Source organism: Streptomyces sp. NBC_00690, from assembly GCF_036226685.1.
GTDB lineage: Bacteria > Actinomycetota > Actinomycetes > Streptomycetales > Streptomycetaceae > Streptomyces.
This window is the reverse complement of record NZ_CP109009.1, coordinates 6,683,455-6,707,490: the sequence shown is the minus strand read 5'-3', so window position 1 is coordinate 6,707,490 and position 24,036 is coordinate 6,683,455. Positions and strand designations below refer to the sequence as shown.

Sequence of the window (24,036 nt, the reverse complement as noted above, 5' to 3'; positions counted from 1 at the left end):
CGTACGCAGAGGTCCTGGTTGTGCAGGGCTTCCAAACGAGACGACCGTCGCCACCACATAGACCATCTCAGCGCCCCTTGCCGAGCACTCACGTGAAGAGCCGTCATGGACCTCAACAGCAACCCACTCGCTCATCGGACCACCCTTACGGTTCCGCACTCTGAGAACGTCTTCCAGGATGTTCGCCGAATCAGCGCCCAGTGGCTGACCAAGAAATTCGGCAGCGCACCTTTCACATCTGGCCACCATTACCTCGATGAGGTCTCGGTACTCACCAACCAGGCCGCATATCTCGCCGACGGTGCCGAGCACGCGATACGCCTGCAGCTGCGCGAGGACAAATCCGACGCCACCTGGCGCACCGCCATCACCGCTGTTGCGTTCGAGGACGACTCTGCACTGGTCTCTGTTGGTTTGGAGGTGTTCCCCAACGGCCACGCGCCACTCTCCCCTGGCCGACCCGGGCTGGTCCGCGACATGGTCCGCGACCTGCAACCCACGGACGGAATGGCCCCGCTAACCCTGGACACTCTGACCGTAGGCGCTCAGGGTGTCGATGCCCTGGTCGACGTACTGTGCGACCCGGCTCGCCGCATGCCGATGATCGTAGCGGCACGGCCGGTGCGCTCCGATTCTGTGTGGTCGGACCGGATGAGAAGGGCCATGACGCAGTGCGCCGGCGCGGCCTCGCTGTACCTGCTTGAGGACACCGTCGCTGTCGACGCGTTCCGCGACTCCATCGGCGAATACCATCGCGTCGCCCCGGGCTCGGTGCGCACCTTTCTTCCGCAGGTGGATCCCGCATGGCCGCAAGACGGGCCACGACACCGGTTCCTGACCATGGCCCGGATGAGCGACCCCAAGGACGGAGCCTGGTTCGGTCTCGCGCGCACCGTCCAGCGAATCTCGACCGAGGCCGCGCTGCCGGAGGCGCTACGCAGCCTCTCGTTCCCTGATGCAGGCCAGCGCCACCGGGCGGAGCGTCAGGCCGCCCTATCAGTGGTCCGGCGCTCCGACCAACTGACGACCATACGAAACGACGTTGCCGAGCTGAAGGCGCTGCTCGCACAGGCGGACGAGGATTTGAAGGAGGCCGGGCGCACTGCTGAGCTGTCAGCGCGCACCGTGGCCTCCCTGGAGGAGCAGCTCCACTCGACTGTGGAGCGCTCGGACGGGGATATGGAGGAGGCTGTACGTGCTCTGGACGATGTGGAACGGGCGCGGGCCGAAGCAGACGTATTGCGGGGCCGACTTCGTGATGCAGGGCGCTTTGAGGACACGGTGGTCGCCGAGCAACCCCAGGGAGTGCCCGACTCGTTCGAGGACCTGTGGGAGCGGCTGAATGCCCTCGACGGGGTCCTGGTGACGGCTGACAGGAGCACGGCCCTGGAACTGGACGACACAAACCGAGCCCGAGTATGGGCGGCCAAGGCGTGGAATGCCCTTCGGGCGTTGAACTCCTACTCACAGGCAGCCAAGGAAGGCTTCAACGGCGGCTTCTACCAGCACTGCACCTCGGACCGATCTGGGGCAGTGAGCTGGCCGATCAAACAGCTGGCTATGACGGAGTCCGATACGACGATGAACATGTGGGGCTCAGAGCGGATATTCGCAGTCCCCAAGAAGGTGAACTCCTCTGAGCGGATGGAGATGCAGGCCCATCTCAAGTTAGATTCGAAAGGCAGCACCTCGCCGCGGGTGTACTTCATGGACGACACGAAAGGCGCCACAGGACAGGTAATCGTGGGCTATGTCGGTCCCCATCTAGCCAATACGAAGACAAACTGACCGTCGCGGCCAAGACTCGGTGACCGATCAGCGTGGGCAGCGCCCGCCAGGCAAGCACCGCGACGCCCTTGCCGTCGCCGCACGTGACCCTGGCCGTCGACCGCAGCGCCGAGCCAGGATCTGGAAGGTCCCACTCGGCTACCTGTCACTTCGCCATAGCTTCGGGACACTGAGCCGAGATGACTGACTAGACCCAGAGGGAAGGGACCGTCCAGATGAACGCGAGGCCGAAAAGCCCACAAGAACTGAGCCGAGTGCCGCGCAGCGCTGAGGGCATCGCAAACACTCTGACCAGCGCTCGCCGGACCGAGTTCTACCGCGAGTTGCTCACGGCCGCCCCCGAAAGTATTCAGGGTGTCCTGCGCTACTGGTGGTGCGAGGCAGTGTTGGAGGACTCCAGCCCCGTAGGCGACCGGCTCACCGAGGCCGCGCTGGCTGGCATATTGCCTACCCACACAGTCTCGGACATCGTTGATCGGCGGCGGGCGGCGGGACTGCCTGGTGAATGACTCAGGCACGCAGGCTGGCCTCGTGCCCTACTGACGGCTGTCTCACTCAATCCAGTCCAGGCAGGTCAACGCGATCCAGTCGACTACCTTCAATGAGACAGGACACCCGATGGGCGCGGTGTGCTGTATCACGCGTACCCCGATACAGCCCGCCGTCGCGCCCAAGAACGCACCAGCGCACGGACCGAGACCCAAGGCGATCACACCAGGTCAGAGCCGATTCTGCGCGGCGAAGGCCACCCTCGACTCGCATGACCACCAGGGCGTGTGGCAAGGCGTGCTCACCGCACGGCGACGGAGGCCGACTCCCCCGCGGCAGTCGAACAACCTCGTCGGACTCCATCCACACCGGGGCATTCCCACAAGGGCGGCATGAGCCCCTTCACTCAATAACCGAGATACAGGGGTGGAGCCTTCCGGGTCTACGCCGTCGGAGCACCCCCCTGTCAGCATCACCCATCAGTGCACTTGTGCCGATATGAGTCCCCTTCAGCGACTTCACCGTAGACGTCCTCTTCTCTTCGTCGGCACGCCACGATTCTCCGAGTCCAGCGCCCATCGCAGCCCCAGGCCACGGGCGCTCGGGTGGAACCGGAACACCGCACCCCAACACCCGGATGGACCCCCACCGCTTGACGCACCAGCGCTCCCGACGGACCGTCAAACTGCGAGCGGGGCTCGCCGCAGGCTCACCCGAACGCCACCCCCGTCGTGCGCTTCATCTCATATCTGAGATAACCTCCCCTTCATGGCAGACGACTACCTCGTACGTATCGGTAAGCTCATCCGTGACGCTCGACAGCATCGCGGCTGGACACAGACTCAACTCGCAGACGCTCTCGGCACGAGCCAGAGCGCGGTCAACCGTATCGAACGTGGCAACCAAAACATCAGCCTTGAGATGATCGCTCGGATCGGTGAGGCGCTGGACAGCGAAATCGTGTCCCTGGGCTACGCCGGCCCGATGCATCTGCGGGTCGTGGGCGGGCGTCGTCTGTCCGGCGCGATCGATGTCAAGACGAGCAAGAACGCCTGTGTGGCGCTGCTGTGCGGCTCCCTTCTGAACAAGGGCCGCACGGTGCTGCGCCGCGTGGCCCGCATCGAAGAGGTCTTCCGTCTGCTGGAGGTCCTCAACTCCATCGGTGTCCGCACCCGCTGGATCAATGACGGCGTGGACCTGGAGATCGTCCCGCCGGCCCAACTCGACTTGGACGCCATCGACGCGGACGCGGCCCGCCGCACCCGCTCGATCATCATGTTCCTGGGACCGCTGCTGCATCGGGTGGAGTCCTTCCGACTGCCCTATGCGGGCGGTTGCGACCTGGGAACCCGCACCATCGAGCCGCATATGATCGCGCTGCGCCGCTTCGGTTTGGACATCACGGCGACCGAGGGCCTATACCACGCACAGGTCGAGCGGACGACCGCACCCGACCGGCCGATCGTCCTGACCGAGCGCGGCGACACCGTGACCGAGAACGCCCTGTTGGCGGCTGCCCGCCATGAGGGGGTGACGGTGATCCGCAATGCGTCGTCCAACTACATGGTCCAGGACCTGTGCTTCTTCCTGGAGGCCCTCGGCGTACGCGTCGACGGCGTCGGCACCACGACGCTGACCGTCCACGGCGTGCCCACCATCGACGTCGACGTCGACTACTCGCCCTCCGAGGACCCGGTCGAGGCGATGAGCCTGCTGGCCGCGGCCGTCGTCACCGAATCCGAGCTCACGATCCGTCGGGTCCCGATCGAGTTCCTGGAGATCGAGCTCGCCGTACTGGAGGAGATGGGTCTCGACCACGACCGCTCCAGCGAGTACACGGCGGACAACGGACGTACCCGGCTGGTCGATCTCACCGTGCGGCCCTCGAAGCTGGAAGCCCCGATCGACAAGATCCACCCCATGCCCTTCCCGGGCCTCAACATCGACAACGTGCCGTTCTTCGCCGCCATCGCCGCGGTCGCGCAGGGCCAGACCCTCATCCACGACTGGGTCTACGACAACCGCGCCATCTACCTCACCGACCTCAACCGCCTCGGCGGCAGGCTGCAACTCCTCGACCCCCACCGCGTCCTCGTGGAGGGCCCGACCCGCTGGCGCGCCGCGGAGATGATGTGCCCACCCGCACTGCGGCCCGCCGTGGTCGTCCTGCTGGCGATGATGGCGGCCGAAGGCACGTCCGTGCTGCGGAACGTGTACGTCATCAACCGCGGGTACGAGGAGTTGGCTGAGCGCCTGAACTCGGTGGGTGCGCAGATCGAGATCTTCCGCGACATTTGACATACGGGCGCCGCCGCACCCCGTCTGACCTGCCAAAACAAAGGTCTGATGGGGGTGCGGCGGCGTCTGTGGGACTTCTCTGGGACTTTGGGCCCGGGAGCAGCACTCCCGGGCCGCAATCTCGGTCAGCCGAATAGGGCGTCGATGGCGGCGGTGCCGCGGGCGCCCGCCCGGGGCAGGAAGTGCGCGTACTTCCTCAGAGTGAACCCCGGGTCGGAGTGTCCCAGCCACTGGGCGAGTGAGACGACCGACTCACCGGCCTCCAGCTGCTCCGAGGCGTAGAAGTGGCGCAGCGCGTGGAAGCCGTGTTCGCGGGAGGGTTCCCAGACGCGCTGTCCGTCGGCGCGCTGCTCCAGGCCGCCGATTACGCCGGCCTTGGTGAGTGCGGGTTTCCAGATGTAGGAGTTGAAGTAGTTCCGGTTGATGGCCTTGCGCTCGCGGCCGGTCACGAGCAGGTTGTACGTCCTGGGCCGGCGGTGCTTGGCCTCCACTGGTGTCTCCGGTGAGCGGGGGTCGTCCCAGGCCATGGTGACCGGCACGGACGGGAACGCGGTCGCGTCCGTTGTGCTGCTTCTCCAATGCTGGAGGGCAGTGCCACGTCGCGGACCTTGCGGCCTTTGGGGAGCGCGAAGCACAGGCTCGCCCGGACCATCTTGACCTGGCGGCGGATGTGGACGACGCCCTCTTCGAAGTCGAAGTCGTCCAGGCTGAGTCCGAACGCCTCGCCCTGGCGCAGGCCGAGACCGGCGCCGATCTCCACGAGGATCCGGTAGCGGTCTGGGAGGGCGGCGCGGATTGTCCGTACGTGTTCTTGCGGCCATGCCTCCAGCCTGCCCGGAGCAGCGGCGGGCGGCCGGTCTTAGTGGGCGTTTGATTCCCATATCCGGTAGTCCATCACGATTCTGGGCTACCGATCAGGGACGCCAGGTTGCCCAACTGCCAGGAAAGCGGCTTATGCGGCCATGAAGCGGCCGTCAATACACCGGGTTCCTCAGCAAAGCTCCCGTCTCATTTGGAAACCCACCGGTCCATGCTGAACTGCGAACTCGCCCCACAAAGCCCCAGACACCCCCGCACACGCCCTACCCAGACCGACCAACGCCACATACCCAGGCATCATGCAGCCCTCACGGCCCTACCCCAGCGACCTGTCCGACGCCCGCTGGGAACTCATCCGCCCCACCCTCGAAGCCTGGCGCCAACACCGCAACGGCATCCGCAAACCCACCCACGACCTACGCACGCTGATGAACGCCATCCTCTACATCGACCGAACCGGCATCCCCTGGCGCTACCTGCCCCACGACTTCCCGCCCCACCAGAGCGTCTACGGCTACTTCGCTCGCTGGGAAGCCGACGGCATCTTCGACCAACTGACCGGACCACTACGCGGCAAAGTCCGCCAGGCCGAAGGCCGCACGAGCGAGCCCACCGCCTGCCTCGTCGACAGCCAGAGCATCAAAACCTCAGCCACCGTTCCCCTGACCAGCCAAGGCATCGACCCTGCCAAAAAGATCATCGGCCGCAAACGGCACATCGTCACCGACACCCTCGGACTCCTGCTCGCCGTCACCGTCACCGCCGCCAGCGTCCACGACTCCACCGCCGGCACCCAACTCCTGACACACGTCGCCGAGCAACACCCCACCATCACCAAAGCCTGGGCCGACAACGGCTACAAGACCAAGGCCGTCGAACACGCCGCACGCCTCGGCATCGATCTCAAGATCGTCCAACGCGACCCCACAACCCGCGGATTCCACGTCCAACCCCGCCGCTGGGTCATCGAACGCACCCTCGGCTGGCTCATGCACCACCGACGCCTCGCCCGCGACTACGAAACCCATCCCCACCGATCAGCAGCCATGATCCAAATCGCCACCATCAACCTCATGACCCGCCGCCTCACCCACGAGACCACCCCCAACTGGCGCGACGGCTAAGCCAAATGAAACAGACATCAGAGAATCAAACGCTCACTTAGCCCCGTCCGAAACGTACGCCTGGCACAAAACTCCGCAGGCCATCCGTACGACACGTCCCGGAAAGACTGTGCGTCGAACTGACGCTACTACCGAACAGGTCCGTCTGGACAGCAACACGGAAGTCAACGAGGCGAGTTCACCTCACCTCTGTGGTTTGCTCACTTCGTGACGGCCGAACAGGCTGCCCCGCCTCGTGCGACGTCCTGAAATCATGAAGGAGACGGGATGGATAGTTCCACGCCTGACGGACCTTACAATCTCCAGGAGCTTTGGCTAAGATTTGAGAATTGGCTCTGCCAGAATGCACCGGCAGACCACGCGACCCTTCGCCCGGGTGTATCCGATGCCGAAATAGTTAGACTCGAGGAAGAAATCGGATTCGCATTGGTTGACGAACTGAAGTCATTTCTCGCGATACACAATGGCGTGGCATCGCGGAGGTCCAGCATGGAACCCGGCGCCTTCATTATTGGGTACAGCCTTCTGAACGCGGAAGGAATTATGGAATGGCAGCACAATCTTGCCGATATGGCCCAGGAGGCTTTCGACGAAGGATACGAGAATGATGTAGTCGAGTTAACCGCAAATTCCCGGTGGGTTCCTTTCGCTCAGAGCCTGGCCGGTGATCTCTTGTTTGTTGATCATCGGACTGACCGCTATGGTCATGTCGGTGTGATTTCATTTGGAAGTCCCGAGTATCGGCGACTTTGGCCGAGTATGGGTCAGATGTTTTACGACCTGTGTAACGCGGTGGAGGCTTTGGAGCAGCTACCTACAATGCCCCGTCGTCCTTGTATCCATGAAGGGCGCATGTTGGAGTGGGTCATAGATTGACCCGGAGACCAAGTAGCCCGCCAGATCGGGGAGACCTGGCGGGCCACTTGGTCTGGCTAGTTTCTAGCTGATGTTGCAGACAGTACTGATGTTGCAGCCCTCGAATCCGGTCTGGACGAAATACGGGTCATTGTCCAGGAGACGGACATCTTTCGTAAAGTTCCCGAGGTCCCCACCTGCATTCGTGTTTTGTAGGGCCGGAACTGCGGCTCGGCCGCAGATCTCGTTCCAGGTCGGATACGGATAGTTATTGTCGAGTTCGAGCATCCAAGTGCCGTTGGTTTGCTTATCTGCGTACATCTGAACGCAGTACTTCCCCGAAGTGAGCGTCATCCCGCCGCTTTCACGGGATTTCGCGAACGGGTACTCGTCGCAACTGGTTCCGTCCGCATTAGGGTTCGGGTTCCATTCAGCGACAGCGCGTTCACACATCTTGTGGCGATTCTGTTCGGCCGTTGTGTCATTCGCGAGGCGATGCAACGGCTTGTTGTGAGCTTCGCTTCCCGGATGAGATGCCAGCTTCTGCATGACCACCCAGTAGTAGGCGGCGGCGGCTGGGTACTTCTGGGTGTTGAGTTGCAGAGTGGGTGTGTACTTCGGGAATATGCAGCCAGTATTTCCGCCCACCTTGTTGTCGCAGCGGATGTCGAAAGCGCTGTGGCTCCAATTCGGAACTGCCTGGACAGCAGCCTGGGGAGTCGACCAGCTGGTGCTCCAGTCCAGATTGAGGATCTGCTCGCCGCCTGTGATCTTGTTCCAGGTATAGGTGTTTGTGCGAGTGGCTACGTGGGTGTCCGCGGCGGTCCAGGTGGTGCTGCCGGTCCAGGGGCCGCTGGATTCGGTGCAGCCCGTTGTCGGCCAGCAGTCTTCCTGGAAAGAGGTGAGGCTCGTGGAGTTGATTCCTGTCATATTGACCAGGGAGATCTCGGTCCATGTAGTGAACTGGGTCGCCTTGGGGTTGAGGTCGATCTCCTGAATGATCTTCATGGTGGCGTTGCCGATCGGTGCACCGTTGCGTGTGGCGGTAAGGACGAGCAGTCCACGCAAGCAACCTTCTGTCCGTGTATAAACGGAACCGCCGCTGACGCTCCGGCACCATCCAACAGGTGCGAGCGCTGCCATTTCAGGAGCCCGGGCTCTCTGGGCATTTGTGGAGGGGGAGACAGTCCTCTTGCTCTCCTCGCTCATCGGTTTGTACTCGGCGCACAGGGTGCTGCCGTCACGAGCGGCGGAGCACGAGCGATTACCAGTCGATCCCGCGGATGGTGCAGTCCTTGCGGAAGCGGTTCCCATGGGTCCCGCATCTTTTGCTACCTGGCTGGCCACAAAGTCAATGTCGGCAGCGTTGGGGTTTGCCTCGGGGAATCGAATGTCGTGCAGACCATCGTAATCACCGGGCACGAAGGCTATGGCGTCCCAGGCCACGTCCTTGTCGCCGGTGCCGACGCTGTTGAAGTTCGACAGACTCACCTGGGGGAGTGTGCTGTTGAAGCGGTAGACGCCGAGATCGACCCATTTGTTCGACTCGTTGGCGGTCTGCGAGATCTGCTTTGTCTGGATTCCGTGAGCGGTAGTGATCTTGTAGTTGGATTCGGTGGTCTGCGCGCCGTGGTCGGGAATGTGTGCGTACACCTTGGCTTGGCCGCCGGGAATTGTCTGGCCGAGTTTCCAGATGCCGGTGACTTCCATGCGGTTGGCGTTAGCTGGGTTGGGATCGGGTTGGCGGGTGTGGGTGAACCAGAAGTGGTTGCCGTATCCGCCACCAATCTGGTGGGTGTCCATCTTGCCCGGGTAGGTGCCGTTCCACGCGTTGTAGTTGAGTGTGAATGTTCCCGCGGACCCTAATGCTCCGCAGCTTCGTGCGGTTGACCCGGCGGGGGTGACGCCGTTCGGAACGTCGTCAATGATCAGAGCATTGCTTGCCAGGCCGCTCGTACAGCGTGGTGGGTAGGAGTTGGCGTCGGGCTGCTCCGGGTAGGAGGTGTTGAACCGGTGGACCTGGTTGCCGCACTGGGCGCCAGTTGTGCAGCTCTTCCACTGAACTGACTTGTTCCACCAGCAGTGCAGCCAGTGGGGGTTGGTCGTGCTGTTGCCAGCGTCGAGGGTGCAAGCGCCACCGCCGGGGTCGTTGGAGTCACCGACGGCGATTTTTGATGGGTTGCAGGAGATGGTGGAGTCGCAGAACAGGTCGATGGGCGGCTTGGCTGCGGTGCGGGCGGCGGCGCCACTCCACCATGCCGCCCGGTAGCCGGCCTGCATGTCGCCGGGCGCGAACATCGAGGTGATGGGCCGTGCCGCCCAACCGATGACCTTTTCCTGGTAGGGCCAGTCCTGTGGGTTTGCGGCGTCGCCGTAGTTGTCTCCGCCGAGCGCGTTCTCAAGGAACGGCAGTCGGTTTGCCTTCCAGAGCGGGTTGGCGGGGTTGTTCGTCCAGCCCACGCCCCAGTGGCCGGCCGTGTCAGCGTCGGACTGGGGGTAGAAGCCGGAGTTGTAGGCCCACAGGGCGAAGAACCAGTTCTCGATCCACTGGGGGTGGCCGTCGTTGACCGTCATGCCTGCTGTGCGGGTCTGGTTCCACTTGTCCGAGAGGATCTGTGCGCCAGCCGCTATGTTGGCGGTGTAGTCCAGCGCGATGGCTTCCTGCTGAAGGACGGACTTGGTGGGCTGGCCGTGGCCAGGCAGGCGCATGCCGTCAGTGGCCTGGGTGATGCCATATCCGCAATCAGCGTGAGCCCAGTCAATCTTCCACGGATCGACCTGTTGACCGCTCGGGCTGTAGTCGACGCCGTAGAAATTTCCAATGAGGCTGTTCGAGGTGACGCCAGGCACCGCGTAGCGGGTGGCCTGCCACAGGTTGGTTTCCTGGGCCGCGACGCCGAGGAGGATTTGGGAAGGGATGTGCCAGCGGTCGTTGGCGCTGTCCTCGGTGTCCAGAATCCCGTTGGGGTCACCTGCGAGCAGGATAGGCGGGAAGATGCCTTGGGGCTGGTATCCACCGGTGCCGGTGTTCTTCCAGTTCGGCGAGCGGTAGAAGTCGAGCCTGCCGACAACTGCCTGGTTCACCGCCCACTCGACCTGACGGGGTGTCGGCTGGAATGCCTGCTTCTTCACGTCGTTGCGGGGAACTGAGCAGGTCCGCTCGGTTGCGTCCTCGCTCGGATTGGAGGGCGACGAGGCGATGAGCTGCGTGCGCGTTCCTTGTGTGGTGGGGTTGTCAATCTTGGTGTGGGAAGCCCTCCGGGCCGGCTTCGTCTTGTGTTGAGGGAGAGCCGGCGAGGATTCTCGGCCTTGCTGTTGGGACTTCTGCCCGCCGATGCGGTTCATGCCGGGAACAGCGTCCAGGGTGACGGTCTTCTTCGTGTCCAACAGGCGAAGGGTGGTGCGTGCTGTGCGCTCTGTGAGGGCTTCCTCGGGGCGGACCCGGGTGTCTTTGCCATCAGCCCAGTCGGTAGTGACCGCGGCGCTGCCGCCGCTGGAGATGAGCGCTCCCTTGGAGATGCGTCCGGGGTTCTTCACGGTCTTCGGTAAGGCGGTCCTGCTCTTGGCCTTGCCGGTGATGTATGTGGTGCCGTCTGCTGAGGATGCCAAGTCCCACTCGGTGAGGGATCCGTGGGCCAGCGTGGCAGCCTTGGCGTTGTCCTTTGTGAGTTGATTGGCACTCAGGTACTGGGCGTAGCCGGTGGACGCCTTCTTCTTGCCGTTTTTGGCGCGGTCGATGTAGGTGAGGCCCCCTGCGGCGTCTACGGTCAGTTGGAAGGGGACCGCCTTCGTACGGGTGATCTCCGAGAGCCTGCCCTTGGCTCCTGCGGCGACCAGGCGGTTGCCGTGCGCGGCGACGATACCTTTCTTCACAGGGACGGCGGAGGTGACCTGGCCGGGATAGGTGAGAGGGCTGGCCACCTTGCCACTGGCCGCATCCACGCCGATCAGGCGGGATTGTTGCTTCGCGTCGCCCTCGTAGGAGAGCTGAGTGAATACGGCTTGCTCACCTGAGCCGCAGCCGGGGCTGAAGTAGGCCAGCGACGTTTGGAAGGGCAGCTTGGTGACCTTGCCAGTGGTGAGGTCCACAGTGGCCGCGAAGGCTCCGCGCGCCATCAACTCAGGTTTGTTGCTGAAAGTCCTTGGGGCATAGGCGACTGCCGCTCGTTTACCGGAGGCGGTCAGACATGCGTTGCCTATCCAGGTGTCGGTGTCGAACCCGGGCTCGGTGAGGGTGGCTGCGGTTTTCACGGTGTAGCCGTGTTTCTCATCCGCGACGAGTAGGTGGAAGCCGCTGCCGTCACCGGAGGTGGTGAAGACGGTATCGGTGGACTTGGTGTAGTCACTGCCGAGGGTGTTGGCACGATCCTTGAGGGGAACAGCAGCAGGGTGGTCGATATCTTGGGTGTTCGGGGCCCGCCATTGGGTGGCGTTCTTGGGCGGTAACGGCTCGGATGCTTGAGCGGGTAGTGATAACGGTATGGCCAGTGTTGTTGTCACTGCGACGATGGTTGGTGTCAGGAGCCGTCTTCTTCTTGCGTGTTTCACATTGTCCCCTTAATCGAGGTGTCTGTGCAGCAGTGGCCCTCCCAATGGGAAGGGGTGATCGCCCTATCTGTCGACCTTGGGCTAGGTATCCCGCTTGGTCGGGCTAGCCGGAAAGGGCAGAGGAGATCTACCCCCCGTCACCAACACCAAGCCCGCCCGACCCCAGTGCCCCACAGGGAACGGCCTGAATCTTCCCTGTGAACCGGCGCGCGGGTACGACGCCGCCCCTAGAACCGAATGAGCGACATTCAGGAGTATCTGATCAATGGCGGATCTACTGATCAAGGAGAGACGCCAAGTGCGCGAGACGGCGATTGGGGATGAGTCTGTGGAGTCGGCTGGACGTGCAGCGTCGGACGAGTACCTCGTCGCGACGCTGGTCGACCAGGCTTGGAATGAGGGCCTGCAATTGACTGGTGGGGTGCTCTGCTCCAGCAGCTGCCGAGCGGGGGTTGGAGTCTGCCTTGGAGAACGGGATCACCGATCACCTCGGCTAGGTCTAGGTGCCCCGCCATCCATACGGTCGGCAGTTTCGAGCCGCAAATTGTCAAGAAGCGGCAGCGGCGCTGTCCGGGGTGGATGAAACGGTGCTGTCGCTGGCCGCATAGGGGCTTACCCACGGGGAGATTTCGGCTCGTCTCGCCGAGGTGTACGGCGATGAGGCGTCCAAGCAACACCATCACCGACACGGACATGGTTGGCATGGCCGAATGGCAGAGCTGGACCCTGTGTACCTGGTCTTGTCCGTGGACACGCCGTCAACGTCAAGTCAGGGACGGGTAGGTTGCGAACCGCCCTGCCTATCACTTCGTGATGGTGGTGCCTGCGGATGGCACCCGCGACGCCCTTGGCCTCTGGGCCGGCGAGGGCGCGAAGTACTGGCTTCGCGTGTTCACACCGAACCGAACTGCGGCCTGGACCACGTGCTACTACAAGCAACTGTTCCGTCTCACCACATAGGACACGGCCTTAGGTTCACATCGGCGTCTATGGCCATGGACAAGCCTGCAGATGACCTTGTGAGTCAATTCCGGCCAAGCTTCTCGTTTTGCGGTGTGGACAGCTCCGCGGTCCTGTTTTATGGTCTGCACCAGTTTGCAGACATCGAGGCCACTGGCGCAATTGGTGTAAACCACGCCAGTGGAGTCGGCGAGATAGTGGTAGATTTCGGGCACGGTGAATTTTCCGGAAAATTTCGGACTCCCGTACTCCCCCTGCATCCACGGAAGCCGCCCTGGGGTACGACTCACCTCGAGCCTCAGCTCGAAAAGTGAACGCTGTGCGCATGATTCCTAAATACTCTTTCGTTCATTTCCTGGGGGAGATAGAATGCGTTCGAAGCTAATTGCTGTCGCTTTATCTGCCGTCGCGGCCGTGGCCGCAACCGCAGCCCCTGCCCACGCGGAGCCCTATCCCGTCATCAGCAGTTGCGGAACGAGCACCGATGCGTTCTGCCTGTACTACAACTCGAACAATGGGGGTTCTCGCGTCGGCCTCAAGATCAACTGCCGCAACTATGACTACTGCGTGAACAATCCGCATGTAGACCCTCGCGTGAAGTTCACTACCAGTGGCAGCGGTAGCGGGCAAGCAGTCAAGAACAATACCGCGTCGGTATACAACTACTATTACGGCGTTATGCGCGTGTACGCCAACTCCGAGTACGCCGGCTACTTTGACAACTGGCCGGCGTACGGGTACGCCGGGTCGCAACTGTGGTACGGAAACCTCAATTCCACCTACAATAACAACGCCTCCCAGAAGACGTTGAGCGGTGCCTGAGTCCATGATTCCCGACACAAGCAGATCCCCGCGTCCGGCGACCCACCGGACGCGGGGATCTGCAAGGCTGGCGCGGCCGGTCATGCTGGCGTCGACCCTGATTGCCCTTCTGGTCGGCTGTGAAGAGGGCTCCCGCGGAGCTGGGGCGGACGGGGAAAACGCTGCGGCTGGGAAAAGCCGGGTTCCGGCCCATTCAGAGAAGGCTACTGTTCCCCCGCTGCCGATTGAGAAGTACCTGCTCGATACCGGGCAGGAATTGCAGCTCATGAAGGCATCCAAAGTTCTCATCACACACTGCATGGCGAAATTTGGGTTTGACTACGTAGGCCCCAGCTTCAACACCACGGAAAATTTGAGCGAGAATGGCACCAACCGCGCTCGGCGGTACGGCGTTGCCGATGTCAAAACGGCGAAAGAGCATGGTTACCATCTGCCAGGCGTGAAGGACGGAAATCCCGAGGCTTCGGCGCCACGTATGAGTGACGCCGAGATCCGTGTATTCATCGGGGATGCTGATCCGAACAGTGGTGTGCGCAGCGGAGATCGCTCCAACGGGAAGGTCATCCCCAAGGGAGGCTGCTCCGGCGAAGCCATGCGAAAGATCACAACAGACACGCCTCATGATCTGGCCAGTGAGATCAACAAGGAAAGTCAAGCAAAGTCATTGTCAGATCCGGAAGTCGTGGCGGTTTTTGCGGCCTGGTCCTCGTGCATGAAGGGGAATGGGTATTCATACACCTCCCCGACTGGGATATCGGAAGCGGTGACCAATCCCGGTCCGGAGCGGACGGAGATCGCCACCGCTGTCGCTGATGTCGAGTGCAAGAAGAAGACGAACCTGATCTCCGTGTGGCACGGTGTGGAATCTCGCATTCAGAACCAGATGATCGGCCAGAAGGAAGAAGCCCTCGGCTCGGAGAAGCGCCATATGCAGGCAGCTTTGAAGATTGCTTCCCAGGTTCTTGAGGAAACCTCGTGAGCCGCCGGGTCCAGTCTGTCCTTGCCCTTGCCCTCTGTTTGGGTCTGGCAGGATGCGATTCCTCCTCTCCGACACATGCGGAGTCTTCGCAGCCGGGGAACGCCGCCTCCAGCAGCGCCGACGCCCCCTCGCCGCCGAGTGCCCGTCAGCTCGTAGCCGAACAGGTCCAGCACACGCTGTCCCCTCAAATCGAGAGCCTGGCCGGCACCTACGGTGAAGGGACGAACTCCCCGTGCAGCTCAGCTGCTGCGGAACTCTTCACCCCATCGTGTGCCGCCATGGCTGATGCGGTCGGAAAGCTCGCACAGAACGTGCTGGCCGAGATCCAGGGGAAGAGCGTCCCTTTTACGACGATGCGCAGGGTGGCCGTGTCCGCGCGCAACGCTGCTGAGCAGTATCCGAAACTGTCCTGCGGGACACTCCCCTCCAGCGCTTCCGTCCAAGAGGCATGTCGCAGGCACGGGGCCGTGATCGCCCAGTCTCCCGTGGATTTCCGGGACGGCGTGAATCTGGGACTCGCGGGGAAATGACCGCGTTCGCTGGAAGGTGTGTTGGTGAGTGAGGAGAGTCCGGCGGGGCGGCGTGCAGGGCTGTCCCGGCGTCGCCAGGCACTGGTGTGTTTGGTGGTCGGCACCATAGGTGTCGCGGGCGGCGGGGTGGGGGCCGCGGCGTTTATCAAGTCTCCGGCTCAGGTGGCAGCCGAGACTGCTCCTCCGGCTCCCGATGTTCTCACTGCTCAGGTGCAGCGGCGTGTCCTGGCCGAGACACTCGTGACACGCGGAACAGTGGAAGCTGCCCAGAGCGTCGATGTAGCGGCCGCCGGAGCAGACAGGAATGTTGCCAGATCAGTGGTAACAGAGGTGCGGACGAAGAGAGGTGCCGCAGTCACCTTCGGACAGGTTCTCGTCGAGGTTTCCGGACGGCCGATTGTCCCTTTACCGGGGGCACTGCCTTCGTACCGGGATCTCACGAGGGGCTGCCGGGGAAAGGACGTGACCCAATTTCAGCGCGCACTGGCGGTGCTGGGCTATTCCTCAGGCGCTGATTCCGCCGGGGTGTATGGCATGGGTACGGAGCGTGCTGTCGCAGCCTTCTACCGCGCGCGTGGTTATGAGCCTCTGACTGCGCCCGTGGAGGACACCACTGCCGCCCCTGTCGTTGGTGACACGGCGGCAAGCGCGCCTCCCAAGGCGTCGAAGCCCCAGGTGGGAGTGATCGTGCCGGCAGGTGAAGTGGTGTACCTCCGGTCCGGCCCGGTCCGTACCGGAGAGATCGCCGCGTCGGTGGGGAAAGAGCCGGACGGAAAGCTTCTGACGCTTTCAGCCGGAACCCTGATGGTGCGCGGATCGGTGGCCGCACATGAAGTCGGCCTGGTCCGCGCAGGTCAGAAGGTGAACATCTTCTCCGAGACTTCGGGAAAGGGTGCTTCCGGCTCGGTGCTCTCCGTGGCCACGGAACCTTCGGCGAAGAAGGCGGGAGAAGCGCAGCAGGACCTTGGTGGCTACACCGTCAAGGTCAAGCCGGACGCCGCACTGCCGGCGTCATTCTCCGGTGAGGATGTCCGGCTGACGATCGAGGCCGCCTCTTCCGGAAGCGAGGTGCTGGCCGTGCCGTCGGCCGCCCTGTCGGCCGGTGCCGACGGCCGTACGACGGTCTCGGTGCTGGAGTCGGGAGGTTCGCAGCGCAGGGTCGAAGTACGGACCGGGATGTCCGGGAACGGGCTGGTGCAGATCACCTCCGTGCCGACGGCACGCCTTTCTCCCGGTGACCGGGTGGTGGTGGGCGTGGCACCGGCCAGCGGCGCAGGCAGGGCACCGCGATGACGACCACAGCAGCGACGGATTCCGCAACGCCGGCGGTCGTGGAATTCAGATCCGTCGGAATGCGCTACGGCGGCCGCCCGCCGGTCGTGGCGCTGGACGCCTGTGATCTGACGATCAGCCGCGGTGAATACGTGACGGTGGTCGGCCCGTCCGGTTCGGGAAAGTCGACGTTCCTCAACATCGCGGGTCTGCTTGACGCCCCGACCAGCGGTCGATATCTGCTGGACGGCATCGACACCGGGACCATCAAGCAAAGACAGCGCGCGGCCCTGCGCGGCACCCGTATTGGGTTTGTCTTCCAGGCATTCCATGTCCTGGCGCACCGCACCGCCAGGGAAAACGTTGAACTTGCGATGGTGTACCAAAGAGTTCCTCGACGGGAACGGCGTATCCGCGCAGAGGAAGCGTTGCGGCAAGTCGGTCTGGGGCACCGCATCGACTTCCTGCCCACTCGTATGTCGGGAGGGGAGCGGCAGCGCGTCGCCATCGCACGTGCCGTGGTGACCCGCCCGTCTCTACTGCTGTGCGACGAACCCACGGGCAACCTCGACTCGGGCACCACCGCTTCCGTCCTCGGCCTGCTCAGCGAGCTGCATGACACCGGCATGACGCTAGTGGTGATCACCCATGACGCGCACGTCGCCGCCCAGGGCCAGAGGACCCTGACCATGCTCGACGGCGGTCTGAAGGACCTCAGCCTCACGGAGGCGGTTCGATGAGCCTCGCCCCGGCCCGCACCCCTGCCTCTTCCCCTACCCGTGCCTCGCGTCGCCGCCGAAGCGCGGACCGCGGTATCCGCCGTTCGTCACTGTCCCTACGTGACCTGGTGTCCGAGGCAGTGGCGGGCATGTTGCAGCGCCCGGCCCGGTCCGTCCTGACCGTGCTCGGCACCGTACTCGGCGTGGGAGCGTTCGTCGCCGTCCTGGGTCTGACGGGTACGGCCGCAGCACAGATCGACACTCGATTCAGCGAACTCGCCGCCACGGAAGTCACGGTGGACGACACCGGCGGTGAGACCCCCGATGCCATCCCTCTGGCCTTCCCTTCTGACGCCGACACCCGTATGGAACGGCTCAATGGTGTCCTGGCGGCAGGCGTCTACTGGAATGTCCGGCTGGGACCCGGTCAGGCCGTCAGCTCACGGCCGCTGGAGACCACCGCAGACACAGGTGGCGACACCACCGTGGTGTCCGCCTCGCCGGGAGTGCTACATGCCGCCGGATCGACGCTTTCCCAGGGTCGGCTCTTCGACTCCTACCACAACGCCCAGCGTCAGCGAGTCGCCGTCATCAGTACCTCGGTCGCGGCCCGTCTGGGCATCACCACCCTGCGGACCGAACCGGCCGTTTTCATCGGCAACACCCCGTTCACTGTGATCGGCATCCTCAGAAGTGTCGACCGCAAGGCCGATCTCCTCCTATCCGTTGTCATCCCCCGGGCCACGGCCGAGTGGATATGGGGGCCTCCGGGCGCCGACCGCGCCAGGATGCTCGTATCAACCCGTCTCGGTGCCGCCCCTCAGATCGCCCACGAAGCCGCACTCGCTCTGCGTCCCGAACACCCCGAGCATTTCCGGGCCATTGCGCCGCCCGACCCGCGCGCCCTTCGCTCGGCGGTCGACGGAGACCTCAACCAACTCTTCCTTCTACTCGCTGCGATATGTCTGGTGATCGGCGCCGTGGGCATTGCCAACACCACCCTGGTGGCCGTCATGGAACGCACCGCCGAGATCGGCTTGCGCAGAGCCCTGGGAGCGGGCGGTGGGCACATCACCCTTCAATTCCTCGCCGAGTCGGCCATCTTGGGACTGTTAGGAGGACTGGTCGGAGCATCCCTCGGCACCATCACCGTGGTGGCTGTCTCCGTGGCCCGTCAGTGGACACCCGTCATCCACCTGGAAGCAGTCGCCGCCGCACCTCTGCTGGGATGTGTCACCGGACTGATCGCCGGCCTGTATCCCGCATGGCGCGCTTCCCGCATTCCACCCGTGGAGGCGCTCCGCCGGTGACGATCCCGGCAGCAAGATGACATGCCCTCTCCGCACAAGGTCCACTTCGACTGATGTGTCAGCTACTCACCACGCATCGAATGACATTCCCTCATCATGAACTCCCTCCCTGATCGATAGGGAGCCGCGAGGTCCGAAACCGACACCCGAGCGGGCCCTTGCATCCAACCTGAGGAAGAGCATAAAGAGACGAATGCGGCGCCTGCGCGTCGGGCGCCAAGGGCGCCCGCAGGTCCGGCCTAGGGCATGCCGCCGTGTCGACGAATTGGGCCAACGGCAAGAGTAGTTCGGGTATGCGCCAAGGCGTCCCAGAGGGCCGCAGCGGAATACACCCGTCCTGCTGCTCCAGGTGCGCGTCGCTGATCGCTGCTCAGTTGGTGCCATTGACCGGGCTCGGCGTCAAGGGCGACATTCGTGGCGCGACGGACTCCACGAATCCCGGTTCGGCTCCTCCGGGGCCGCTCGCTGATGCCACGCTGACCGTATGTCACCTCACCATGTGCTGGTCGTGGACGACGACCCCACCATCGGCGAAGTGGTCGCCGGCTATCTGTGTCGCGCGGGCTTCTCCGTGGATCTTGCCGCCCACGGTCCCGCAGCGCTCGCGGCGGCGGCGGCCCGTCGGCCGAAGCTGGTCATCCTGGATCTGATGCTGCCCGGTATGGATGGATTCCAGGTCTGTCACACCCTGCGCCGTGACGGCCCGGTACCCGTGATCATGCTGACCGCGCTCAGCGGTGAGGAGGATCGCATACTCGGCCTCGAAGTGGGGGCCGACGACTACGTCACCAAGCCGTTCAGCCCTCGCGAGCTGGTCCTGAGGGTGGAGTCCGTACTTCGCCGCACCGAGCGGTCCGGCGCAACCGGGCCTGTCCTGCGAGCTTCGGGTCTCGAACTCGACCCCGAGGCCCGGCGGGCGACCAGGTGTGGGCGTCAACTGGCCCTGACCTTACGTGAGTTCGACCTCCTCGGCCACTTCATGCGCCATCCGGGAACGACCTGCGGACGGGAACAGCTCATGCGGGAGGTATGGGGGTGGGAGTTCGGCGATCTGTCCACCGTCACGGTCCATGTCCGCCGACTGCGCAGCAAGATCGAGGAGGATCCTGCGCACCCCCGCCTGATCCTCACCGTCTGGGGGGCGGGCTACCGCTTCGACGGCCACCCGGAGTAGTGATGCCCCTCTCCGACATGCTCCTCATCGCGGCATACGCCCTGGTGGGCGCCGCCACGGCGGGACTGCTGGGCGAACTGGTCCTGCGGATGCTCAAGTGCTGCTCGATCGCCGTGTCCCTCATGGTGGTCGCCGCCGTCACCGTGGCGGCCATGCTCTCCGGAACCCTGACGGTGTGCTGGGCGATGTTCCTGTCAGCCTACGATCTGACCGTCGTCACCCTGGTAGGCGCGATGGCGTCCGTGACTTCCCTCGGCACCGCACTGATTCTCGGCCGCCGAGTCGTCGGCAGCTGCCGTGCGCTGGTCGTCGCGGCCCGGAACTTCGGCGAGGGCGGGGCCTTCACCGCACCCGAGGGTGCCGCCCCTGCGGAAATCGCCGCGCTGAGCGGCGAACTGGCCACCACCAGTCTCCGGCTGGCCGAGTGCCGGGAGCGCGAACGCGCACTGGAGGCGTCCCGACGCGAACTCGTCGCCTGGATCTCCCACGACCTGCGCACCCCGCTGGCGGGGCTGCGCGCCATGTCCGAGGCGCTGGAGGACGGCGTGGTCGCCGACCCGGCCCGCTACCATCGCCGGATCCGCGAAGAAGTCGACCGGCTCAACACCATGGTCGGCGATCTCTTCGAGCTCTCCCGCATCCATGCCGGAACCCTCGTCCTGACGCTGGCCCGAATATCGGCGGACGATCTCATCGGCGAGGCACTCGAATGCGTCGTCCCCCTCGCACGCGAGCACCGTGTTCGTCTGGTCTCCAACCAGGTCAACGCCGTCCCTGTCGAGGCCGACGCCCGGGAGATGACCCGGGTGCTGGTCAATCTGCTGGCCAACGCCATCCGCCACACGCCCGCGGACGGCACGGTCGCGGTTGTGGCGGAACGCCGGAGCGACACCGTCATCCTTTCCGTGAGCGACGGCTGCGGAGGCATCCCCGAGGCCGATCTCCCCCGGGTGTTCGACGCCGGTTGGCGCGGCACCGAGGCGAGGACGCCACCAGCGGGCGGAGGACTCGGGCTCGCCATCGTGCGGGGAATCGTCAAGGCGCACGCGGGCCGGGTGGAAGCAGGGAACATCCCGGGCGGCTGCCGATTCGAGGTCGTGCTCTCCGCCGCCCCCGCACGGCAGGTCGCCCCCACCCGAGCCACCGCGGCAGTCATGGTGCCCCCGGAGCCCCGCCCGGGCTGACCGGCCTGCGCCAGCCGGACCACCACGACCCGGGCCGCACCACCCCCGACCCGTCAACACACCCCGCACACCCGCGCGTCACCTCCGACGACTCCCTTGGCGAACTGGTGTCTTACGAAAGTCTTACGAGTGGTCTGTACCACTGGTCGCCCTTGTCCCCCAGCCGGTTTCCTGAGCCGCATCCGACCGATGTCGTGTCTCAGGAGGTGCGCTGACCATGCGCGAAGACCTGGCCGTACCAAGTGCGCGGAGAATCCAGCTGCCCGCGGGGGCCTGGGCGAGCGAGCTGCTCGACGGACTGTCCCCGGCTGACCGGTCACTGTTCCAGCAGTACGGGGCGGGGCCCCGCCTGACGATTCCCCATGCCCTCGTCCACCGGGCGTTCGAGGAACAGGCGGCCACCCGGCCCCTGGCGACCGCCGCCGAACACCTCGGCAGCACGATCAGCTATGGCGAACTCGACCGCCGCGCGGACCGGCTCGCCCAACAGCTCGCGGACCTCGGAGTGGGGTCGGGGGACCTGGTCCCCGTGTTCGTCCACCGCTCCTTACCGATGCTGGTCGCTCTCCTGGGCGCGCTGAAGGCGGGAGCCGCCTATGTGCCCCAGGACATGCGAATCACCCCCGCCGCGCAGCTGCGCCATGTACTGCGGACCACCCGGCCCCGGGTCGTCCTGACGCTCACCGAGTACGTCGACCGGATCCCGGCCCGCGCCGGTCAGCAACTGATCGCCCTCGACGCGCTGATGGCGGAGCCGGACGAGCCCGGCCATCCGCCCTTCCGGCCGGCCCGGACGCCGAACGCGGACGACGCCTGCTACGTGCTCTTCACCTCCGGGACCACGGGTCCGCCCAACGGAGTCGCCGTCACCCACCGCAATGTCTGCAATCTGCTGCACAGTGCCCCCGGCGACCTCGGCATCGGGCCGGGGCAGCGGGTGGCCCAACTCCTCAACATCGCCTTCGACATGGCGGCCTGGGAGATCCTCGGCGCGCTCAGCCACGGTGCCACCCTGCTGCTCAGGGGGCGCGACTTCGCCGAGACCGCGCGTACCGCGGACGTCCTCATCGCCACACCAACGATCCTCGCCGGCCTCGACCCGAAGCAGTGCGAGCGGGTCCGGACCGTCGCGGTGGCCGGAGAGCCCTGCCCGCGCCCGCTCGCCGATCGATGGTCGGACGTCAGCGCGTTCCACAACGGCTGTGGCCCCACCGAGACCACCATCGTCAACACTCTCCAGCGCCACAGGCGCTCCGCGGAACGGCTCACCATCGGACGCCCCACACCCAACAACACCGTCTACGTCCTCGACGAGCACCAGCGGCCACTGCCCATCGGCGCGATCGGCGAAATGTGGGCGGGCGGGGCCGGGGTCAGCGCCGGCTATCTGAACAATCCGGGGCTCAACGCCGCGCGCTTTCTCCCTGACCCCTTCCTTGGACCCGGGCATCTGATGTTCCGCACCCGCGACCTCGGCCGCTGGACACCCGAGGGCGAACTGGAACATCTGGGCCGCACCGACGATCAGGTCAAGGTTCGCGGATTCAGAGTCGAACTGGACTCGGTGTCCGCCGTCCTGGAGTCGGTAGCCGGATGCCACCAGGCGGTGACCCTGAAACTCGACGACCGGACCCTGGTCTCCTTCGTCACCCCAGCGGGCATCGGTGCCGAGGAGGCACGGCAGGCCGTCGCCGGGACGCTGCCGTACTACTGCGTTCCCGACCTGGTGCACGCATGCGAGACCCTTCCCCGGACCAGCCGGGGCAAAGTCGACAAGGCACAGTTGCTGACCCTCGCCCGGCGTCTGCGGGCGGAGGCGACCTCATGACCGCACCCGTGCGGCTCGACAACCACGCCCCCGCTCTCGCGCCCCAGCCGCGCACCGGCCGGCTGCGCCACGCGCTGAAGGGGCCCTTGCTGATGCACTACCACCGGCTGGCCGCCCTGGTCATCGCCGCCAACCTGGCCTTCCTCGCTCAGGGGGCGAGCGGCGGCAGCACCCTGTCCGAACAGGAGCTCTCCAACGCCGCGCTGATCAATGTCGCCCTCGCCGTCGTCATCCGCCAGCAGTACGTGATCAACTTGCTGTTCCGGCTGGCGACAGCGGCCCCGACCTCCTGGCCTTTGACCGTCCGCCGAACCTTGGCGAAGGTGTACCACTTCGGAGGGCTGCACGTCGGCGGGGCCACCGCCGGAACCCTCTGGTTCCTGGCCCTAGTCGGGACCATGACCCTCCAGGGCGCGCCCACACCGGTCCTCGCGGTCTCGTACGCCCTGGGCATCCTGCTGATCGCGATCATCTCGACCGCGCTACCGCCCTTCCGTACGCAATTCCACGACCACTTCGAACGGATCCACCGGTACGGCGGCTGGGCGGCGCTCCTCCTGCTCTGGGCACAGACCCTGCTCGTCGCGCACGAGCAGCAGCAGTCACCTCTCACCTCATCCGCCGTCTGGCTGCTGGCCCTGATCACCCTCAGCGTGGCACTGCCCTGGCTCCGGCTGCGCCGGGTGGCGGTCGCCGCGGAGCGGCCCTCCACCCATGTGGCGCTCGCGCGCTTCGACTACGGGGTCACCCCCTTCGCCGGATCCTCGACCGCGATCAGCCGCAGCCCGCTGGGGCAGTGGCACTCCTTCGCCAATGTGCCCGAGCCCGGCCGCAGCGGCTACCGCCTGACCATCTCCCGGGCCGGTGACTGGACGGGCCAGTTCATCGACGACCTCCCCACCGAGGTCTGGACCAAGGGAATCACCACGGCGGGGGTTGCCAACATAGAGACCCTGTTCACCCGGGTGGTGTACGTCGCCACTGGCAGCGGGATAGGTCCGTGCCTCCCCCATCTCCTCGCGGGGGAGGTGCCCGCCCTTCTGGTCTGGGCCACCCGCAGTCCCCGGACGACCTACGGCGACGCCCTCGTGGACGAGATCCTCACGGTCCAACCTGAAGCAAGGATCTGGGACACCGCCGAGCACGGAAAGCCCGACATGCTCGCCCTCGCCCAGGCCGCCCACCGGGACTTCGGCGCCGAGGCGGTGATCTGCATCTCCAACAAGAAGCTCACCTGGCAGGTGGTCCAGGGCCTGGAGAGCAGGGGCATTCCCGCGTATGGAGCGATCTGGGACTCCTGAGACGGGTGGGAAACCCGGCCTGGCCGCCCCGCCCAA

The 24,036-nt window shown here is 64.8% G+C and carries 15 protein-coding genes and 1 pseudogene; 14 read left to right on the top strand and 2 right to left on the bottom strand.

The genetic code is table 11. The annotated features are described in order from the left end of the window. Positions 1-105 precede the first annotated feature (105 nt). Positions 106-1,788, top strand: a complete 1,683-nt coding sequence (locus OID54_RS29335) for a hypothetical protein (protein ID WP_329024361.1) — start codon at positions 106-108, stop codon at positions 1,786-1,788. Between the two features lie 1,257 nt (positions 1,789-3,045). Further along, entirely contained in the window at positions 3,046-4,575 is a 1,530-nt protein-coding gene (locus tag OID54_RS29330) for a helix-turn-helix domain-containing protein (RefSeq protein WP_329024359.1), read from the top strand. Positions 4,576-4,700: 125 nt separating this feature from the next. Here OID54_RS29330 and OID54_RS29325 read toward each other — a convergent pair whose 3' ends face one another. Further along, complete coding sequence (locus tag OID54_RS29325) at positions 4,701-5,114, bottom strand: integrase (RefSeq protein ID WP_329024358.1); 414 nt, start codon at positions 5,112-5,114, stop codon at positions 4,701-4,703. 579 nt (positions 5,115-5,693) lie between these two features. Here OID54_RS29325 and OID54_RS29315 point away from each other — a divergent pair. Further along, positions 5,694-6,518 carry an IS5 family transposase gene (locus OID54_RS29315; protein WP_329024354.1) on the top strand — a complete coding sequence of 275 codons (825 nt, stop codon included), beginning with the start codon at positions 5,694-5,696 and terminating at the stop codon, positions 6,516-6,518. 267 nt (positions 6,519-6,785) lie between these two features. Further along, positions 6,786-7,394, top strand: a complete 609-nt coding sequence (locus OID54_RS29310; RefSeq protein ID WP_329024352.1) for an SMI1/KNR4 family protein — start codon at positions 6,786-6,788, stop codon at positions 7,392-7,394. A gap of 63 nt (positions 7,395-7,457) precedes the next feature. Here OID54_RS29310 and OID54_RS29305 read toward each other — a convergent pair whose 3' ends face one another. Continuing rightward, complete coding sequence (locus tag OID54_RS29305; protein WP_329024351.1) at positions 7,458-11,873, bottom strand: golvesin C-terminal-like domain-containing protein; 4,416 nt, start codon at positions 11,871-11,873, stop codon at positions 7,458-7,460. 313 nt (positions 11,874-12,186) lie between these two features. On the opposite strand from OID54_RS29305, the pseudogene OID54_RS39285 reads away from it, so the two are divergent. The 10 genes and pseudogenes from OID54_RS39285 to OID54_RS29260 all read left to right on the top strand — a co-directional run. Continuing rightward, positions 12,187-12,818, top strand: a pseudogene (locus OID54_RS39285) (transposase); the annotation flags it as partial. 432 nt (positions 12,819-13,250) lie between these two features. After that, positions 13,251-13,703 carry a peptidase M23 gene (locus OID54_RS29300; RefSeq protein WP_329024349.1) on the top strand — a complete coding sequence of 151 codons (453 nt, stop codon included), beginning with the start codon at positions 13,251-13,253 and terminating at the stop codon, positions 13,701-13,703. 82 nt (positions 13,704-13,785) lie between these two features. Continuing rightward, on the top strand, positions 13,786-14,682 hold the full coding sequence (locus OID54_RS29295) for a hypothetical protein (protein ID WP_329024347.1): 897 nt from the start codon (positions 13,786-13,788) through the stop codon (positions 14,680-14,682). A gap of 992 nt (positions 14,683-15,674) precedes the next feature. Continuing rightward, positions 15,675-16,505 (top strand): hypothetical protein, encoded by an 831-nt coding sequence (locus tag OID54_RS29290; RefSeq protein ID WP_329024345.1) that lies wholly within the window; start codon positions 15,675-15,677, stop codon positions 16,503-16,505. Next, positions 16,502-17,224: an ABC transporter ATP-binding protein gene (locus OID54_RS29285; RefSeq protein ID WP_329024343.1), complete on the top strand. Its 723-nt coding sequence runs from the start codon at positions 16,502-16,504 to the stop codon at positions 17,222-17,224. Before OID54_RS29290 ends, OID54_RS29285 begins: the two co-directional genes overlap by 4 nt. Then, the gene (locus OID54_RS29280; protein WP_329024342.1) at positions 17,221-18,513 is read left to right on the top strand and encodes an ABC transporter permease; all 1,293 of its coding nucleotides are present in this window, start codon (positions 17,221-17,223) and stop codon (positions 18,511-18,513) included. The genes OID54_RS29285 and OID54_RS29280 overlap by 4 nt, the downstream gene beginning before the upstream one ends. Positions 18,514-18,997: 484 nt before the next feature. After that, complete coding sequence (locus OID54_RS29275; protein WP_329024340.1) at positions 18,998-19,687, top strand: response regulator transcription factor; 690 nt, start codon at positions 18,998-19,000, stop codon at positions 19,685-19,687. Positions 19,688-19,689: 2 nt separating this feature from the next. Then, the gene (locus OID54_RS29270) at positions 19,690-20,871 is read left to right on the top strand and encodes a sensor histidine kinase (protein WP_329024338.1); all 1,182 of its coding nucleotides are present in this window, start codon (positions 19,690-19,692) and stop codon (positions 20,869-20,871) included. Between the two features lie 217 nt (positions 20,872-21,088). Continuing rightward, a complete protein-coding gene (locus tag OID54_RS29265; protein WP_329024336.1) occupies positions 21,089-22,699 on the top strand; it encodes an amino acid adenylation domain-containing protein in 1,611 nt (536 codons plus the stop codon). Beyond that, the gene (locus OID54_RS29260) at positions 22,696-24,000 is read left to right on the top strand and encodes a hypothetical protein (RefSeq protein ID WP_329024334.1); all 1,305 of its coding nucleotides are present in this window, start codon (positions 22,696-22,698) and stop codon (positions 23,998-24,000) included. Before OID54_RS29265 ends, OID54_RS29260 begins: the two co-directional genes overlap by 4 nt. The last annotated feature ends 36 nt before the right edge of the window (positions 24,001-24,036 follow it).